This is a genomic window from Kitasatospora sp. NPDC085464 (assembly GCF_044541955.1).
Lineage (GTDB): Bacteria > Actinomycetota > Actinomycetes > Streptomycetales > Streptomycetaceae > Kitasatospora.
In genome coordinates, this window is the sequence record NZ_JBITTM010000010.1 from 77,394 (window position 1) to 95,333 (window position 17,940).

General features: G+C 73.8%; 11 protein-coding genes and 1 pseudogene. 7 read left to right on the forward strand and 5 right to left on the reverse strand.

Translation table 11 applies throughout. The features are described from left to right. Positions 1-147: 147 nt before the first annotated feature. Positions 148-750: a superoxide dismutase gene (locus ACIGG8_RS11105; protein WP_350525031.1), complete on the reverse strand. Its 603-nt coding sequence runs from the start codon at positions 748-750 to the stop codon at positions 148-150. A gap of 262 nt (positions 751-1,012) precedes the next feature. Here ACIGG8_RS11105 and ACIGG8_RS11110 point away from each other — a divergent pair, with 262 nt between their 5' ends. The 4 genes from ACIGG8_RS11110 to ACIGG8_RS11125 all read left to right on the forward strand — a co-directional run bounded on the left by ACIGG8_RS11110 (position 1,013) and on the right by ACIGG8_RS11125 (position 6,783). Continuing rightward, on the forward strand, positions 1,013-3,283 hold the full coding sequence (locus ACIGG8_RS11110) for a M9 family metallopeptidase (RefSeq protein WP_396547134.1): 2,271 nt from the start codon (positions 1,013-1,015) through the stop codon (positions 3,281-3,283). Between the two features lie 636 nt (positions 3,284-3,919). After that, positions 3,920-4,975: a cytochrome P450 gene (locus ACIGG8_RS11115; protein WP_396547136.1), complete on the forward strand. Its 1,056-nt coding sequence runs from the start codon at positions 3,920-3,922 to the stop codon at positions 4,973-4,975. 88 nt (positions 4,976-5,063) lie between these two features. After that, positions 5,064-6,131: a JmjC domain-containing protein gene (locus ACIGG8_RS11120; protein WP_396547138.1), complete on the forward strand. Its 1,068-nt coding sequence runs from the start codon at positions 5,064-5,066 to the stop codon at positions 6,129-6,131. A 388-nt stretch (positions 6,132-6,519) separates the two neighbouring features. Continuing rightward, positions 6,520-6,783, forward strand: coding sequence for a DUF6193 family natural product biosynthesis protein (locus tag ACIGG8_RS11125; protein ID WP_396547140.1), 264 nt, complete (start codon positions 6,520-6,522; stop codon positions 6,781-6,783). On the opposite strand, the pseudogene ACIGG8_RS11130 reads toward ACIGG8_RS11125, so the two are convergent. The 3 genes and pseudogenes from ACIGG8_RS11130 to ACIGG8_RS11140 form a co-directional block, all read right to left on the reverse strand. Next, positions 6,750-8,927: pseudogene (locus tag ACIGG8_RS11130) on the reverse strand (lanthionine synthetase LanC family protein); the annotation flags it as partial. The gene ACIGG8_RS11125 and the pseudogene ACIGG8_RS11130 overlap by 34 nt on opposite strands. Beyond that, entirely contained in the window at positions 8,924-11,290 is a 2,367-nt protein-coding gene (locus ACIGG8_RS11135) for an FtsX-like permease family protein (RefSeq protein ID WP_396547142.1), read from the reverse strand. The pseudogene ACIGG8_RS11130 and the gene ACIGG8_RS11135, both read right to left, overlap by 4 nt. A gap of 17 nt (positions 11,291-11,307) precedes the next feature. Beyond that, entirely contained in the window at positions 11,308-12,030 is a 723-nt protein-coding gene (locus ACIGG8_RS11140) for an ABC transporter ATP-binding protein (RefSeq protein ID WP_396547144.1), read from the reverse strand. Positions 12,031-12,234: 204 nt separating this feature from the next. On the opposite strand from ACIGG8_RS11140, the gene ACIGG8_RS11145 reads away from it, so the two are divergent. Both ACIGG8_RS11145 and ACIGG8_RS11150 read left to right on the forward strand, forming a co-directional pair. Further along, complete coding sequence (locus ACIGG8_RS11145) at positions 12,235-13,476, forward strand: sensor histidine kinase (protein ID WP_396547146.1); 1,242 nt, start codon at positions 12,235-12,237, stop codon at positions 13,474-13,476. Next, a complete protein-coding gene (locus ACIGG8_RS11150; protein WP_396547148.1) occupies positions 13,473-14,165 on the forward strand; it encodes a response regulator in 693 nt (230 codons plus the stop codon). The genes ACIGG8_RS11145 and ACIGG8_RS11150 overlap by 4 nt, the downstream gene beginning before the upstream one ends. Positions 14,166-14,261: 96 nt before the next feature. On the opposite strand, the gene katG is transcribed toward ACIGG8_RS11150, so the two are convergent. Continuing rightward, complete coding sequence (gene katG, locus ACIGG8_RS11155; RefSeq protein ID WP_396547150.1) at positions 14,262-16,481, reverse strand: catalase/peroxidase HPI; 2,220 nt, start codon at positions 16,479-16,481, stop codon at positions 14,262-14,264. Between the two features lie 219 nt (positions 16,482-16,700). Here katG and ACIGG8_RS11160 point away from each other — a divergent pair, with 219 nt between their 5' ends. After that, positions 16,701-17,114: a Fur family transcriptional regulator gene (locus tag ACIGG8_RS11160; protein WP_350521088.1), complete on the forward strand. Its 414-nt coding sequence runs from the start codon at positions 16,701-16,703 to the stop codon at positions 17,112-17,114. Positions 17,115-17,940: the final 826 nt, after the last annotated feature.

A 17,940-nucleotide genomic window follows, 5' to 3' on the forward strand; every position in this document is an offset into this window, starting at 1 on the left:
CTCAGGAGGCCCGGCCCCGGGCCCGGCCCAGGCGACGGCAACGAGGCAGGGACAGGGGCAGGCGGTGGTGTGCTCTGCGGGCGGAGCGGAAGGGAGGGGCTCGGACCACCCGACCGGTCCGGGACCCTCCCCGTCACCCGAACGAGGTCAGGCGCCCGTGACGGCCGCGAAGCGGGCCGAGACGTCCTGCCAGTTGACGACGTCCCACAGGCGGGTGACGTAGTCCGGGCGGACGTTGCGGTACTGCAGGTAGTAGGCGTGCTCCCAGGCGTCGAAGGCCAGCAGCGGCGTGGTGTTCTGGCCGACGTTGCCGTGGTGGTCGTAGACCTGTTCGACGATCAGGCGCTTGCCGAGCGGCTCCCAGGAGAGGATGCCCCAGCCGGAGCCCTGGACGCCGGTGGTGGCGGTGGTGAGCTGCTTCCTGAATGCCTCGAAGCTGCCGAAGTGCTCGGTGATGGCGTCGGCCAGCTCGCCCTCGGGGCGGTCGCCGCCCTCCGGGGAGAGGTTCTGCCAGAACAGCGAGTGCAGCACGTGGCCGGACAGGTGGAAGGCGAAGGTCTTCTGAAGGCCGACCAGGCCGCCGAACTGGTCCTTGTCGCGCGCCTCGGCGAGCTGGTCGAGGGTGTCGTTGGCGCCCTTGACGTAGGCGGCGTGGTGCTTGGAGTGGTGCAGCTCCAGGATCTCGGCCGACATCGCCCGCTCAAGCGCGGAGTAGTCGTACGGAAGGTCGGGAAGCGTGTAGGTGCCCATCAGGACACGGCCCCTTTCGGCGGGTTGAGCGATGCTGATCGTGCCGGGACAACACTATTGCGTATGACTTGCAGGAACGAGCCATGGGCTCCTGCTTATTCCTCGGCTTTGACGCTCGATCGGGGGCTTCCCGTCAGGGTCTGACAACTTTTCCGCTCCCGGGGCTTCCCGCAGCCGCCACCCGTGTGCCATTTTACATGTCACACATTGGAGCGGCTGTGTCCCCAACCACGGCCACCACCGGCCCCGGAGGCCCCCACACATGCGTCCCTTCCGGATAGCGAAGGCGAACGCGCGCAGGCTCCCTGCGCTCGGCGCCGCCTTCTTCCTCGCGCTCGGACTCTTCGCACCGCAGGCCCACGCGGCGCCCGCCCCCACTCCCCAGGGCAAGCCGACCGCGCCCACCGCCAAGTCCGCCGCGCCGCACGCCATCCCCGTGCCCAAGTCGCCCGACACCCCCAGGGACGCCCGGCCGCTCGCCTCGGACGCGCGGGCCAAGGCCACCGCCCCGACGGCGGGCAGCACCATCGGCACGAACGCCAAGGCGCCCCGGCAGCTCGCCGCCAACGCCTGCGACGTGTCCGCGTTCACCGGCAACTCCGGTGCCGCGCTGGTCCAGCAGGTCAAGGCCGCCGGCCTCGACTGCGTCAACACGCTGTTCACCCTGACCGGCGACAACGCCAGGGCCGCGTTCAACGAGGCCCAGATGGTCAGCGTCGCCAACGCCCTGCGCGACGTCTCCGCCGCCTACCCCGGCGACGACTCCACCTCTGCCGGCCAGCTGGTGCTCTTCCTGCGCGCCGGCTACTACGTCCAGTGGAACAACAAGGACGTCGTCGGCCCGTACGGCACCGCCCTGCAGACCGCCGTCCGCGGCGCGCTGGACGGCTTCTTCGCCGCCCCGCACAGCAAGGACGTCACCGAGGCCAACGGCGCCACCCTCGCCGAAGCCGTCACCCTGATCGACAGCGCCCAGGAGAACGCTCGCTACACCGGCGTCGTCAAGCGCCTGCTGGACGGCTACTCCAGCGCGTGGACGGGCTCCATGGCCGCCGCCGTCGCCAACACCGAGACCGTCATCGAGCGCGGCTTCGACCTGCCCGACTTCGTCGGCGCCCTGCAGGCCGACCCGTCCTTCGCCACCAGCATGGCGGGCTTCGTCACCCGCAACGCCTCCCAGCTGACCGGCTCCGACACGGTCACCTCGATCGGCATCCAGATCGGCAACCTGGTCGCCAAGGACGCGCTGCGCGCCCAGGGCCGCCCGATCGTCAAGGACCTGGTCAACCGCTACCCGCTGGTCGGCAACACCGGACCGCTCACCATGAACCTGCTCTGGTTCGCGGAGAACAAGGACAGCGGCAACTGCTCCTACTACGGCACCTGTGACGTCCCGGCCAAGCTCGTCCCGCTGGTGCTCACCGTCGACCACACCTGCAACGCCAACCTGCGCATCCGCGCCCAGGACATGACCGCGCAGCAGCTCGCCGACACCTGCACCAGCCTGGTCAACCAGGACGCCTACTTCCACAAGGTGGTCAAGGACGGCGGCCCGGTCGCCAACGACAACAACACCAGCCTGGAGGTCGTCGTCTTCGACGACTACTACAACTACAGCCTCTACGCCTGGGAGATGTACAAGATCGCCGTCGACAACGGCGGCATGTACGAGGAGGGCGACCCTGCCAAGGCCGGCAACCAGGCCCGCTTCATCGCCCACGAGGCCTCCTGGCTGCGCCCCCAGTTCCAGATCTGGAACCTCAACCACGAGTACACCCACTACCTCGACGGCCGCTACGACTTCTACGGCGACTTCGACGCCGGGATGACCACCCCGACCATCTGGTGGGTCGAGGGCCTCGCCGAGTACATCTCCTACAGCTACCGGGGCGTCCACTACGACGACGCGGTCGCCCAGGCCGGCAAGGGCACCTACGCGCTGAGCACCCTGTTCGACAGCACCTACGCCAACGCGGACTCCACCCGGATCTACAACTGGGGCTACCTGGCCGTCCGTTACATGCTCCAGTCGCACCCGCAGGACATCGACGCGCTGCTCGCCAAGTACCGCGTCGGCGACTGGAACGGCGCCCGCACCCTGCTGAAGTCCACCATCGGCACCGCCTACGACGCCGACTTCGCCGCCTGGCTCAAGCAGTGCGCCGCCGACAACTGCGGTTCGCTGCCCGCCTCCCAGGCGCCGCTGTGCACCGCCGCCGACAGCCGGCAGTTCGACAAGAACTGCCGCCGCGACGGCGCGGCCGCCACCACCGGGAACTACAGCTACAGCTTCCTGTACCTCCCGGCCGGCGTGCAGCAGCTGACCATCACCACCAGCGGCGGCACCGGCAACGCCGACCTCTACTACAACGGCGGCGCCTGGGCCACCACCGGCTCGTACCAGGCCAAGTCCACCAACAGCGGCAACGCCGAGACCCTCACCATCGCCAACCCGCCGTCCGGCTGGGTGTACTTCAGCCTCTACGGCCAGCAGGGCTTCGGCGGCGTCACCGTCACCACGACCTACAACTGACCGCTCCTGCACGCACCGGAGGGCCCCGCGGCGACGCGGGGCCCTCCGCCGTTCCCGTCCGCGGCGCCGTTCCCGCCCGGGCCGCCGACCGGACGACCAGCGGCGGGCGGACGGCGGGCCGCGGGCGGCGCGTGGACGGGCAGGCCGATGGCCCCGGCCCTCGGCTCCATACCGTCATCTTCCCCCCACCCGCGGACGTTCCGGATCAGGGTTATAACAATTTGCCCTTCGAATGGCCGACAACATTGCGCGAGGATTCGAATAGCGACTGTCAAAGGGGTGTCGGAACGTCGGACGGTCGGTTATGGTCCAAGAACGGACGGGGCGTTCGGAATCCTTCGACGGAATTCCGTATCCGCCGCCCGGCCGGGGCGCGTCCCGTGTCGCGCCCGATGTGTCCCGCCCACCGCCACAGAACGGAGACAGCCATGAAGATGATCAAGGCGATCGTCAAGAAGTTCAAGAAGGACGAGGACCTCGCCGCCAACGCCTGGATCCTGCACGTCATCTGACGTACCGCCGCCGGGCGGCGGGGACGCGGCGCGGCCGAGCCGCGCCCCCCGCCCGACGACGCGGCGCGAAGACGCGCCACCGAAATTCCGATATTCCGACAAAGGCAGGAAACTCGTGGAAGAAATGGCGCCGACCGCCGCGCGCGACCATTCCCTGGTTTATGCCCCGAAAATCCGCGACCTGCTGGACCGGACCGAAAAGGTATTCCGGATCGACCCGGCCACGGTGGGCGTCGCCGACTGCCGGCTCCTGGCCGAAATCGTCGCGGCGCGTCCCGTGCGGTCCGACGAACGCTCGGTCTACAAGCCGGCCGCGGGCGCCGACATCCCCCACGACAGCGCGACCCGGACGATCCGCGCGCTCGGCCAGGACGTCATGGCCGGCATCCGGACACCGCCGCCCCCGGCCCGCGGACTCGCCGGCGCCTGGCCCTACGCGTCCACCTCCTACCTGCGCCGCTGGCTCTTCGGGTCCGACCCGCTGCCGGTCTCCCTGCTGTCCAGACGCGGCGTCACCCGCTCCGACGTGCTCTCCCGGATCGTCGACCGCGCCGTCACCGCCTGGCCGGGGCCCGGGGCCGCCGGAACGTCGACCGCCCTGGCCGAACTGATCCGCGGAGCCTCCGACCCCCTGGACCGCAAGCAGGCCGTCGCGATGTACCGGCGGGCGACGGCCACCCTCTGCGACGGCGTGGCCGCACTGGCCGGCAACGCCGTGTGGCTGCTGCGGCAGGAGCAGCAGGGCGGGGAACCGGACGCGGCCCCCGCCGACCTCACCGCCGCCCTGTGGGAGACCCTGCGGCTGCTCCCACCCGCGTGGATGCTGTGGCGCAAGGGCGGGGAGGCCTACACCGCGCTGCACCCCGAGATCGGCCCCGGGGACGACATCGCGCTGTTCCCGCTCCTGATGCACCGCCACCCGGACCACTGGTCCGACCCGATGGAGTTCCGGCCCGAACGCTGGACCGGGGTGGCGGACCCCGAGAAGACGCCCGGCTTCATGCCGTTCGGGTTCGAGGGCGCGCGCTGCTGGGCCAAGCACCTGGTCGTCCCGCTGGCCGAACGCCTGCTGACCGTCGCCTTCGACAACGGCCTGGTCATCCGGGGACCGCACCGGGACGCCCCCGTCCCCCTGCGCTCCCTGCTCTCCGTGCGGTTCGACGCGGCGACGGCGGCCTGACCCGGCGGCCCCGGGCGGGAAACCGCCGACCGCCGACCGCCGACCGCCGACCGCGAAAACCGAAACCCCTGACACCACGGGACACACCATGGAATCGCCCACGCTGGCCCACTGGGTCGGTGACGTCGAGAGCTTCGCCGACCACCGGTGGCAGCGCGAGCCCGCGGTCTTCACCCCACAGGCCCCCGCCCCGCCGTTCGGCCTCGACGCGTTGGACGCCGCCTTCGATGGAGGGCTGCTGCGCACCCCGTACCTGGAGATGGTGCGCTCCGACAAAATCACCGTCCCGGCCGGGGCCTTCACCACCCCGCGCGTGGTCAACGGCGTGACGTACGAAGGCTTCGCCGACCGGGCGAAGGTCCTCGCCCGCCTGCGCGCCGGCGCGACACTGCTGCTGCGGTGCGTCGACCAGTGGCACCGCCCGACCGGTGAGCTGGTGGCCCGGCTGTCGGAGGAACTCGACCGGCGCGTGGAGGCGTTCTTCTTCGTCACCCCCGCCGGCGCCCAGGGCCTCGCGGTGCACCGCGACGACGCCGACGTGTTCGTCCTCCAGAGCGCCGGACGCAAGACCTGGTACGTCCACGACGCGCCGGCGGCGCCGGACTGGTCCCTGGGAGAACTCCCGGACGACGAGCACTCGCCGCAACGCCTGCGCCACGTCCTCGAACCCGGCGAGGTGCTCTACGTCCCGCGCGGCTTCGCCCACCGCGCGGTGGGCGCCGGCGGGCTGTCCGCCCACCTGTCGCTGACCGTCCGCGACCTCTCCCTGGACGACCTGCGGACGGCCCTCGCGGGCCGGCTCGCCGAGGGGCTGGACCTCCCGGCCCGACCGCTCGGCCAGGCCGCGATCGCCGACGCCTGCGCCACCCTGATCGGCCATGCGAGGACGCGGCTCGACGCCCTCGAACCGGGGGACCTGCTGCGCGCCGCCCGGGCGGCGCGGCCCTCCTCCGCGCAACCGGCGGTGCCGACCGCACCGGGCGGGCCGGCGGAACCGGCCGCGCGGAGGGACTCCGTCACCGGGACGGCGCCGGAGACCTTCGCCGGGGCGGCCCGGGCCTGGCACGACGGCGGGCCCGGCGTCGGACGCGGCGGGCCGGGCCCGGTGGGCCGCACCTGGCGCCGGCTGCGCGACGCGGCACGCGCCGCCGACTGACCCCGGACCGCCGGGGAGACGAGCCACCGGGGAGACGGACCGCCTGGGCGCCGGGACCCCTGGTGAGTGCGGCGAGCCGGCCCGACCTCGTCGAAGCCGGTCCGCGCCGCTGCCCGTTCGACGTCCGCCATCAGCTCGTCGATGAGATGGCCGAGGTGGACGTTCTCCGCGGCACCCAACGGCCAGCGCGCGAACTCCTGCGGCGCCCGGGCCACCCGGGACCACATGCCGTCGGTGTCCGGTTCCTCCACCGGCACGCCGTCCCAGGTGATCCGGCCGGACTGCGACAGGTAGAGGCCGGAGAGCAACTTCAGCAGGGTCGACGCCGCCGTACCCCTTCACGAGCCACCACATCCTGGGCTTCAGCCTGTCGACGACGTTCCCGTGGGTGACCGAGGGGGTCCCGTTCACCGACCCCCTGGGGAACGGCACCTACCGCGTCCGCCGCCCGTACAGCCTCGACGTGCTCGGCACTCCGGACGGCCCGGAGGCGGCCGTCGCCCTGGTCGTCGCACACCTCCCGCCGGACCTCGGACCGGTCTTCGACCGACCCCAGGGGGTTCCGACCCGTGGGGTCAGGGAGCCACCGGCGGGTGGAGGGCGAGGAGGGACGGCACGCGGGCCGGGGCTGGCGAGGCGGAGGAGGCCGTGACCGATGCCGGCGAGGCCGACCATGAGGGACGGGCTGTGGACGCCGTGCGGGAGCCCGCAGAGCCAGCCGCGGGTGTCGAGGGCGGCCAGGGTGGTGCGGGCCCGGGCGTGCCAGGGGGCGCCGGCGAGGTGGAGGGTCTCCAGGTTGCCGAGGTCGCCGTGGCAGAGCGAGAAGTTGAGGCCGAAGCCCTCGCGGCGCACCGTGTCGAGTGCGGTGTCCCGCTCCTTGCGCAGCGACTCCGCCCGGTCCGGCAGGAGTTCGGCGAGTTCGACCCGGGCCAGGGCGATCCCGGAGGCGCCGTGGCACCAGAGGGCGGGGAAGGAGGGGCCGTCCGGGCCGTCGTCCTCGCGGACGTCGCGCCAGTTGGCGGCGGACGGGTCGAACAGGGTGCGCTCGTAGTCGAGGCCGGCGAGGGCGAGTTCGGGCAGCGCCGGGTCGCCGAGGCGGTGGCCGGCGCGGGCGAGGGCCCAGGCGATGCCGGAGCCGCCGTGGGCGAATCCGGCCAGGGGCCGGTCGGCGGCCCCGCCGAGGGAGGCGGGGAGCCAGCCGACGCCGCCGTCGGGGTGCGGGGAGGCGGCCCCGGCCAGGCGTTCGGCGCAGGCGGCCAGGGCGGCGGTGACGGCCGGGCCAGGCCGGACGGCCTCCCAGGCGAGCAGGCCGCCGATGGCGCCCGCGTTGCCGGAGAGCAGGTCGTGGAGGGTGTCCTCGGGTGCGGTGGTGGCGATCCGGCCGATCACCAGCCGGGCCAGGTCGTCGAGTTCGGCGTCGGGATGGTGGGCGGCGAACTGTGCGAGGGCGTAGAGCACGCCGCCCGTCCCGGCGAGCCCGCCGCCGAGCCGGTCGACCCGGCGGCGGATCTGCTGACGAAGTGTCAGTTTGGCGGCGCGGGCGGCCTCAGCGTGCGAGCGGTCCCCGGTGACGACGGCGAGCTGGTGCAGGAAGAGCGTAATGCCCGCCGTGCCGCTGTAGAGGTCCGGACCGAGTTCGGCGGGGGCCCAGCGGCCGGGCGGCGTCCAGTTGGGGCCGGACCAGGCGAGGTCGGCGCTGCCCCGGTGGGCCTCGCGGAGCAGGTGCTCGCCGGCCTCGACGGCCTTGGCGACGGCGCGGTCGGCGAGCGCTTGTGCCGCGCCGGGATCGCCGTCCTCGGCGGGTAGGTCGCGCACGTCGGCGGGCAGGTCGCGCGCCTCGGCGGTGACACCGGGGATGACGGCGCCGGTGGCGGAGCGGGCGTCGACGCCGTCCGGGCGGACGGTGAAGACGGGCACGTCGCCGCGCCACAGGTCGGCGCGTTCGTGGGCGACGAAGGCGAGGGCGTGCTCCTCCCAGGCGGCGAGTGCCCAGAGCCGGTCGAGGTGGCGGTCCTGGTCGAGGGCGTCGCGCAGCAGGTCGGGGTGGCAGGCGGTGTTGAGGAGGCTGCGGTACTCGAAGGTGTCGCGGCGCAGCAGCCGGGTCTCGTCCCCCGCGAACGCCCGGAGCAGCGTGCGGAGCCGGTCCTTGTCGGCGGCCAGCAGCCGGTAGGCCTCGGTGAATCCGGCTTCCAGGGCGTCGAGGTGGTCGGCGAGTCGCAGCGGCTGCCCGGCGGGGACCGGGCGGCTTCCGGGCGCTTCGACGGGCAGCCTCCGGTACTCCAGGCGCAGTTCGTCCGTGCCCTGGCCGACGAGGACGGGGGCGGGCCGGGGCGGGAGGCTGGCCGGGTCCCAGCCGAGGGCGGAGAGGTCGGTGCCGCCGTTGCCCTCGTCCCACATGCGTTCGGGGAGCAGGCCGGAGCGCAGGACGGAGTGCCGGGCCCGGTGGCGGGCGAGGCGCTCGGACTCGGAGCGGCGGCGGGGGCCTGGCGGTGGAACGCGGCGGCGAGCCGCTCGGCCCACGGGGGCACCCCGAGGCGCCCGGCGAGCGCGTCCGGGTGCTCGGTCAGGAGAGCGCGCAGGGCCTCCGGGTCGAGGCCGTCGGCGGCGAGGCGGCGCTCGAACCAGCCGTCCGTAGCAGCCCACGGAACCGCGGGCCACCGAACAGCGGGCCACGGCGCAGGAGCCCGCCGAGGGGCCCGCCGGGGAGTCCGCCGGAGGGCCCGGCCAGGCCTGAGCGCGCCACCCACCGCCCGGAGCCCACCGCCCGCCCGCCGGACCCCCGCCGCCCTCCGTCACTCCGCCCGCAGGGCATCCACCGTCCTCGCCCGGGCCGCCCGCACGGCCGGGAGCAGTGCGCCGAGCGCCGCGATGAGCACGCCGCCCAGCCCGAGCAGCACCAGCACCGGGGTGCCGAGGACGTCCAGTGCCGCGTCCGGGAAGTTCAGCCCGGCGGAGTGGCCCATCGCGGGCACCGTGACCCGGTGCAGCAGGAGGCCGGCGGGCAGGCCGATCGCGCCGCCGACGACGCCGACCAGGAGCACCGGGGCGAGCACCACGCCCACGGTCTGCGCCGGGGTCATGCCGATCGCCTTGGTGACGCCCGTGTCCCGCCGGCGGTCCTGGGCTTCCAGGACGACGGTGTTGAACACGCCGAGCCCGGCGACCGCGACCAGCAGTGCGGTCAGTGTCGCGGTGAGGGATCGCATCGTGAGGATCATGTCGCTGGAGCCGTGTGGCACGTCGGCCTCGGCGGTCATGTGGACCGGGGCGAGCGCGGCGCCGACGGCGGTGGCGTAGGCGACGCGGTCGGTGCCGGGCTTCAGCGTGACGAACCAGACGTCCGGCTTCGGGTCCGTCCCGGAGGGGAAGGTGGCGGCGTCGGTGAACAGCTCGTTGGTCTGCACGTGGGGGTCGAAGACCTCGCCGACGATCCGGACGGTGACCGCCCGGCCGTGGGTCGTGAAGGTCACCGGGTCGCCGATCTTCGCCGAGGCCTCGGTCAGGAAGGTGGCGGGTGCGACGGCCTCGCCCGGACCCCGGTACCAACGGCCTGACACCATCCGGTAGCCGGCCCCGTTGCTGTCGCCGGCGAAGGCGGTCACGGTCGTGTTCCCGGCGACCCCGGGCACGGTGACGTCCTCGACGCCGGCGCCGTAGTGGCTCGCGGTGCCCGGCTGGGCCGTCAGGGCGGCGGTGACGGCGGCCGGATCGGCCGCGGCCGGACCGGCCGTGGGGGCCGACCGGGCCGCGGCCGGGACGTCGGGCCGCTCGGGGTGCACCCGGATGTCGGCGATGTCGTGGTTCTTCGCCTGCTGCACCCAGGTCATCGTCCCGCCCATGCCCACCGCGAAGACCGCCGCCGTCGTGCCGAACAGCACCGCCGCGAGCATTCCGGCGGCCCGGGCGGGGCGGGCGAAGGGCTGGGCGAGGCCGAGGCTCAGCGGCCGGGGCAGCGGCAGCCGGGCGGCCAGCGCGGCGGCGCGGGCGGCGAGGGCGTCCCGCCGGGTGCCGCCCGCCGTGCGGCCGACCGCGAGTGCGTCCACCGTGCGCAGCCGTCCGGCGCGGGCGGCGGCGGCCCAGGCGACCAGGGCGACGGCGGCGAGGGTGCCGCCCGCGACCGCGGCGTCGACCCAGGGGTCGAGGCCGGAGGTGGTGGTGCCGTAGAGCTGCCCGGTGGTGGCGAGCACCGGGACGGTCAGCAGGTTTCCGGCGGCCACGCCGAGCAGGGTGCCCGCCGTGGCCGGGATCAGCGCCTGGGCGACGTAGGCCCGCACCACCTGGGCGGGGGTGCAGCCGAGCGCCTTGAGGACGCCGATCCGCCGGGTCGCGGTGCCGACCGCGCCGGCCACCACGTTGCCCGCCACCAGCACCGACATCGCCAGGCCGAGCAGGCCGAAGGCGACCATGAAGGGCAGGAACAGCGCGGTGTTGCGGTCGGAGCCCTGCTTGGCGGTGAGCCAGGACTGCGCGCCGGTGAGCGAGTCGGCGGGCGCGGCGGCGGTCACGGCGGCCCGGTCGGCGGCCATCTCGCCGGTGGTGCCGGCCCGGGCGAAGCGGCAGAGCAGTTCGTAGCCGGGGGTGCTGCCGGGCGCGGTGAGGGCGGCGACGGCGTCGGGGGTCACCCAGGCGTCGGAGGTGCGGCTGACGGACCGGGCGAGTCCGACGACCTTCAGCGTCGGTGTTCCCGGCAGGCCGGGCAGGCGCAGCGTGCCGCCGATGTCCACCCCCTGGTTCCCGTACCCGGAGTCGATCACCACCTCACCCGGCTGCTTCGGCCAACTGCCTTGCAGGATCTCCACGTTGTCAACGTCCGCGGTGGCGGAGGCGCGACCCGTGACGGTCATCGGCGCCATGGTCACCCCGGGCGGGACGCTCGATCCCGGGCCGGGTTCGGGGTCGACGGTGACGGTGCGGAACGGCCCGGCGGCGACCGTCACCCCGGCGGCGTGCGCGGCGGCGGCGAGCTGCCCGGCGTCCGTCCTGGTGCCGTCGAAGCGCGCGGTGAGGTGGGCGCCGTGCTGACGGTCGAAGGCCCGGTCAAAGGGGGCCTGGGAGGCGACCAGCAGCGAGCCGCCGAGGACGGAACAGGTGGTCGCCACCATCGCGGCCAGCCCGACCGCGACCGACTGGGTCCGGCGCCTGCGGACTCCGGCACGCACGACCCTTCCGAGCGCGGTCACGCCGTCACCGCCGAGTCCGCCTCGACCCGGCCGTCGCACATCCGGACCGTGCGGGTCGCGCAGTCCTCGGCCAGGCCCAGATCGTGGGTGACGAGCAGGACGGTCTGGCCCTCCTCGTGCAGGTCCCGGAACAGCTCCTTGACGTCCTCGCCCGAAGCCGAGTCCAGCGCACCGGTCGGCTCGTCGGCCAGCAGCACCGTCGGCCGGTTCATCAACGCCCTGGCCACCGCGACGCGTTGGCGCTCACCGCCGGAGAGCCGGCCCGGGTGGACACGGGCGTGCCGGTCGATGCCGAGCGACTCCAGCAGCTCGCCGGCCCGGCGCCGGGCCTCGGCGCGCGGCACGCCGGCCAGTTCACCGGCGAGCACCACGTTGTCGGTGACGGTGAGGTCGTCCAGCAGGTTGAAGAACTGGAACACCATTCCGACGGTGGCGCGCCGGTAGCGGGCCGAGGCCGCCTCGCCCAGCCGGTCGACGCGGACCCCGGCCACGGTGACCGTCCCGGCGCTCGGCCGGTCCAGTCCGGCCACCAGGTTCAGCAGCGTGGACTTCCCGCTCCCGGACGGCCCGAGCACGGCCACCGACTCCCCCGCCCGCACGCTCAGCGTGACTCCGTCCAGCGCCGCCCGGGCTCCCGCGTAGTGGCGGCTCACCCCGTTCAGCTCGATCACCGGGCCGCCGCCCGGCCCCGGTCCGGTCACTCCTCGGACTCCGCTCATCCCCGCTCCTCGTACGTCGTGCCTGGTGGTCGGCACGACGGTACGGACGGGCGGCGCCCGGTCGCGTCCGCCGCCCGCGGCAACTCCCGTACCGCGCCCGGTGGACCGGACGCGGCGTCATCCTTGCGACGTAGTCGCCGGGTGTACCGGTCACTGCCGCCCGCGGGGCTGTGCCGGGCGGCCCCCGGCCCGCACAATGTCCCGGTGATCAACCATCCGACGGTGCGGCGGCTGCGCGCGGCGCTCCGCCCGGCCGACGGCCCGGGCGGCGCCCCGCCGCCCCGGCCGACCCGGCGCGGCCAGGCCTTCGACGTCGCCCTGGCCCTCTTCCTCGCCATCAGCAGCGGTCGCTACGCCACCATCGCGGACAACCCGCAGGTGACCACGGTGACCGGGCTGTTGCTGCTGGTCCCGCTGGTGCCGCTGCCGCTGGTGCTGCGCCGGCGCTTCCCGCTGGCTGTGCTCTGGACGGTGCTGCCGACTGCGCTGCTGGTCCGTCACCAGTCGCAGGACATCGCGTACTCGGCGGGCGTGGCCGTGATCGTCGCCGCGTACAGCGTGGCCGCGTACGAGCGCCGTCCGCCGGCCGTGCTGCTCAGCCTCCCGGTCGCGACCGCCGCGCTGGTGGTGCTCTTCGCCGAGGCCAAGCTGCCGCACTTCCCCAACGGGGTGATCGCCGTCCTGGTGCTGGTGCCGGTGTTCGCGGTCGCCTACGAACTGCGGATGTGGCGCCGCCGGGTGGACGAGGGGCGGGAGCGGCTCTCCGCGCTGGAGGGCGAGCAGCTGGCCGCGCTGCGACGCGCGGTGGAACTGGAACGGGCCCGCATCGCGCGGGAGTTGCACGATGTCGTCACCCACAACGTGAGCATGATGACGATCCAGGCCGGGGCCGCCCGCAAGATCCTGGACACCGCCCCGGACAGGGCCCGCGAGGCGATGGCCGCGGTGGAGTCCGGCGGACGCGCGGCGATGACCGAACTGCGGCAGGTGATGGGCCTGTTGACCATCGACTCGGAGACCGGCGGGGACCCGGCCGCCGAGGCCGACCTCAGCCCCCAGCCCGGCCTCGGCCGGCTGGACGCCCTGGTCGAGGGCGTCCGCCGGGCCGGGCTGCCCGTCGAGCTGGCCGTCCGCGGCGAGCGCCGGTCCGTACCGCCCGGGGTCGAACTGGCCGCCTACCGGGTCGTCCAGGAGGCCCTGACCAACACCGTCAAGCACGCGGGCGGCGCCGCCGCCGCGGTGACCGTCGAGTACGCCCCCGACCACCTGAAGGTGCAGGTCACCGACACCGGCGGCCGCCCCACCGGCGCCGCCTCCACCGGCAACGGGCGCGGCCTGCTCGGCCTGCGCGAACGCCTCGCCGTCTACGGCGGCACCCTGCAGACCGGCCCCCGGCCGCGCGGCGGCTACCGCGTCACGGCCCTGATCCCCTTGGAGAGTTCATGAGCGCGCAGCCGCTGCGGGTGGTGGTCGCCGACGACCAGGCCCTGGTCCGCACCGGGTTCCGGCTGATCCTGGAGTCCGAGGGGATCGACGTGGTCGCGGAGGCCGAGGACGGCGAGCAGGCCGTCGCGGCCGTCCGCCGGACCGCGCCCGACGTGGTCCTGATGGACATCCGGATGCCCGGCCTGGACGGCCTGGAGGCCACCCGCCGGATCCTCGCCGCCCCGGCCCAGGAGCCGCCGCGGATCATCATGCTGACCACCTTCGACCTGGACCACTACGTCTACGCGGCGATGGCCGCCGGGGCGAGCGGCTTCCTGCTCAAGGACGTCACCCCGGAGCACCTGGCCGCCGCCGTCCGGCTGGTGCGCACCGGGGACGCGCTGCTCGCCCCCGCCATCACCCGGCGGCTGGTCGAGCGCTTCGCCCGTCCGGACGCCGGCGCCGCCACCGCGGCGCCGCACCGCGAGCTGGGCACGCTCACCCCGCGCGAGCTGGAGGTGATGGCGCTGCTGGCGCGCGGCCTCAGCAACGCCGAACTCGCCGCCGGGCTGCAGCTGTCGGAGGCGACGGTGAAGACGCACGTGGCCCGGATCCTCGGCAAGCTGGGCCTGCGGGACCGGGCGCAGGTGGTGGTCGCGGCGTACGAGACGGGGCTGGTCAGCGTGGGCGCCGCACCCGACGCGCCGTGACGACGCGGCCCCGCGGGCGGGAGCCCGACGCGCCGTGACGCGGGCGGGAGCCCGGGGGTCGATCGCCCCGGGCTCCCGCCCGCACTGCCGTGGGGATCAGACGAGGTCGAAGCGGTCCGCGTTCATGACCTTGACCCAGGCCGCGACGAAGTCCGTCACGAACTTCTCCTTGGCGTCGTCGCTCGCGTACACCTCGGCGACGGCCCGGAGTTCGGCGTTCGAGCCGAAGACCAGGTCGGCCCGGGTGCCGCTCCACCTGACCTTGCCGGAGGCGTCCCGGCCCTCGAAGGTGTGCGAGTCCTCCGAGGTGGCCGTCCAACGGGTGCCCAGGTCCAGCAGGTTGACGAAGAAGTCGTTCGTCAGCACGCCGGGGGTCTCGGTGAGCACGCCGTGCGCGGACTGCCCGTGGTTGGCGCCCAGCACGCGCAGGCCGCCGACCAGCACGGTCATCTCCGGGGCGCTCAGGCCGAGCAGGTTCGCCTTGTCGAGCAGCAGGTACTCGGCCGGCAGGCGGTTGCCCTTGCCGACCCAGTTGCGGAAGCCGTCGGCCTTGGGCTCCAGCGCGGCGAAGGACTCGGTGTCGGTCAGCTCCTGCGGCGCGTCCACCCGGCCGGCCGCGAACGGCACCTCGACGGCGAGGCCGGCCGCCTTGGCCGCCTGCTCGACGCCGACGCCGCCGGCCAGCACCACCAGGTCGGCCAGCGAGACCTGCGTGCCGCCGCCGGCCTGCGCGTTGAAGTCCCGCTGCACGCCCTCCAGGGTGCGCAGCACCGCGGCCAGCCGGTCGGGCTCGTTGACCTCCCAGCCGATCTGCGGCTGCAGCCGGATCCGGCCGCCGTTGGCACCGCCGCGCTTGTCGCTGGAGCGGAACGAGGAGGCCGCCGCCCAGGCGGTGGAGACCAGCTCGGCCACCGAGAGGCCGGTGTCGTTGATCCGCCGCTTGAGGTCGGCCACGTCGGCCGCGCCGATCTGCCGGTGGTCGACGGTCGGCAGCGGGTCCTGCCAGAGCAGGTGCTCGGCCGGGACCTCCGGGCCGCGGTAGCGGACGACCGGGCCCATGTCGCGGTGGGTCAGCTTGTACCAGGCGCGGGCGAAGGCGTCGGCGAACGCCGCAGGGTCCTCCAGGAAGCGCCGGGAGATCGGCTCGTAGACCGGGTCGAAGCGCAGCGACAGGTCGGTGGTGAGCATGATCGGGACGTGGCGCTTGTTCGGGTCGTGGGCGTCCGGGACGGTGCCCTCGCCCGCGCCGTCCTTCGGCTTCCACTGGTGGGCGCCGGCCGGGCTCTTGGTGAGCTCCCACTCGTAGCCGAACAGCGTCTCGAAGAAGCTGTTGTCCCAGGTGACCGGGGTGGGCGTCCAGGCGCCCTCCAGGCCGCTGGTGATCGCGTCCCCGCCGACGCCGGTGCGGAAGGCGCTCTTCCAGCCGATGCCCTGCTGCTCCATCGGCGCGTCCTCGGGGTCCGCGCCGACGTTGTCGGCCGGGCCGGCGCCGTGGGTCTTGCCGAAGGTGTGGCCGCCGGCGATCAGCGCGACGGTCTCCTCGTCGTTCATCGCCATCCGGTAGAAGGTCTCGCGGATGTCGCGGGCGGCGGCGATCGGGTCCGGGTTGCCGTTGGGGCCCTCGGGGTTGACGTAGATCAGGCCCATCTGGACGGCGGCCAGCGGGTTCTCCAGCTCGCGGTCGCCGGTGTAGCGCTCGTCGCCCAGCCAGGTGGTCTCCGGGCCCCAGTAGACGTCCTCGTCGGGCTCCCACTCGTCCACCCGGCCGCCGCCGAAGCCGAAGGTCCGGAAGCCCATGCCCTCCAGCGCGACGTTGCCGGCCAGGACGATCAGGTCGGCCCAGGAGAGGCTGCGGCCGTACTTCTTCTTCACCGGCCACAGCAGGCGGCGCGCCTTGTCCAGGCTCGCGTTGTCGGGCCAGCTGTTCAGCGGGGCGAAGCGCTGCTGGCCGCCGCCGGCGCCGCCGCGGCCGTCGCTGATCCGGTAGGTGCCGGCGCTGTGCCAGGCCATGCGGATCATGAACGGGCCGTAGTTGCCGTAGTCGGCCGGCCACCAGTCCTGGGAGGTGGTGAGCACCTCCTGGATGTCCCGCTTGACGGCCGGGAGGTCGAGCGCCTCGAAAGCCGCCGGGTAGTCGAATTCCGCTCCGAGCGGATTGGCCACGGCGGGGTTCTTGGCGAGGATCTTGAGATTGAGCCGCTCCGGCCACCACTGGCGGTTGCCACCGCCCTGCGTGGGGTGCGCGGCGCGCCCGTGGTTCACCGGGCAGCCTTCCGCCTTCGCCTCTACGCCGGTTGCATCGTGGATGTCAGACATGGGAATCCTTCCCTCACAAGGCGGATCACGGTGTCTTCTGTGCTACCTACGGCATCTACATCTACTGCTGGTACCTAGGCTAGCGCCGGAGCCGATCCTACGATGGACGGAATCCAAGTCAAGAATGACACCAAACCCATATCCGATCGGGATCCGGATGACCCAGGATGTGTATTGGTAAACTCCGGTCTTCCCCTTGACCTGAATAGGTGAACCGATATGAGTGACCTGCTGGAGCGACTGCGCGGGCGCGGCTGGCGCCTCACCTCCCAGCGGCGTGTCGTGGCCGAGGTCCTGGACGGCGAGCACGTGCACCTGACCGCGGACGAGGTGCACGCCCGCGCGGCGGAGCGCCTCCCGGAGATCTCCCGGGCGACGGTCTACAACACCCTCGGCGAGCTGGTCACCCTCGGCGAGGTCATCGAGGTCTCCACCGACGGGCGCGCCAAGCGCTACGACCCCAACGCGCACCGCCCGCACCAGCACCTGATCTGCACCGGCTGCGGCGCCATCCGCGACGTCCACCCGCTCGGCAACCCGCTGGCCGACCTCCCGACGGAGCAGCGCTTCGGATTCACCGTCTCGCAGGCCGAGGTCACCTACCGGGGCCTCTGCCCGACCTGCGCGGGCTGATCCTTCCGGCTGCCCCGACAGCCCCGGCGGTCCGGCCGTCCGCTTCCCGGGGCGAAACCTGGACGCGTAGTGTCCTGGTTATGCGCATGGGCGAAGGAGTCGAGTAGCGCCTGGTCACCCTGATGGACGCGGTCTCCGCGATCGAAGGGCCCGACGACCTCTTCCGCTGCACCGAGATCCGGCAGCGCACGGAGGGGGCGGCCGCCGCCGGCGACGACCGCCCTGGACACCTTCGCCCTCGGGACCGACGCCTTCGTCGTCGCCGGCTTCCTTCCGTCCATGGCCGACGACCTGCACGCGTCACCGGCGACGGCCGGCCAGTCGATCACCGCCTTCGCCGCCGCCTACGCCGGCTGGTGCCAGCGCCCCCGCAGCAGCACCGGCTGATCGAGGTCGCCCCGTAGGAGGCCCCGCTGGTCGTCTCGCTCAACTCCTCGGCCATCTACGCCGGGATCGGGCTCGGCACGGTGCTCGGCGGCGCGACGCTGGGGTCGGGTGCCGCCGTGGTGTACGGGCTCGGCGCGGGGATCGCGGCGGTGGCACTGCTGTTCCTGCGGTGGAGCGCGCCTCACATCTGACGTCATGTCAGTTTTGGTGCACAGGACGGGACTTGGAGCGTTCCGGACCGTTGTCGCGGGTGAGGTCGCACCGGCCCGGCTCGGCGAACACCGCCGCAGTCGCAGTCGCGGTCGCGGTGCGGCGGCGGAGGCCTTCGAGCAGCGGGCCGCAGGTGCACCGGGTCCACGCGGTGCGGCGGGAACGAGGAAGCCGGGCGGCGGCTCGTGCGTCCCGCCTCCCGGCCCGGCCTCCGTCCCGCCTCCCGGCC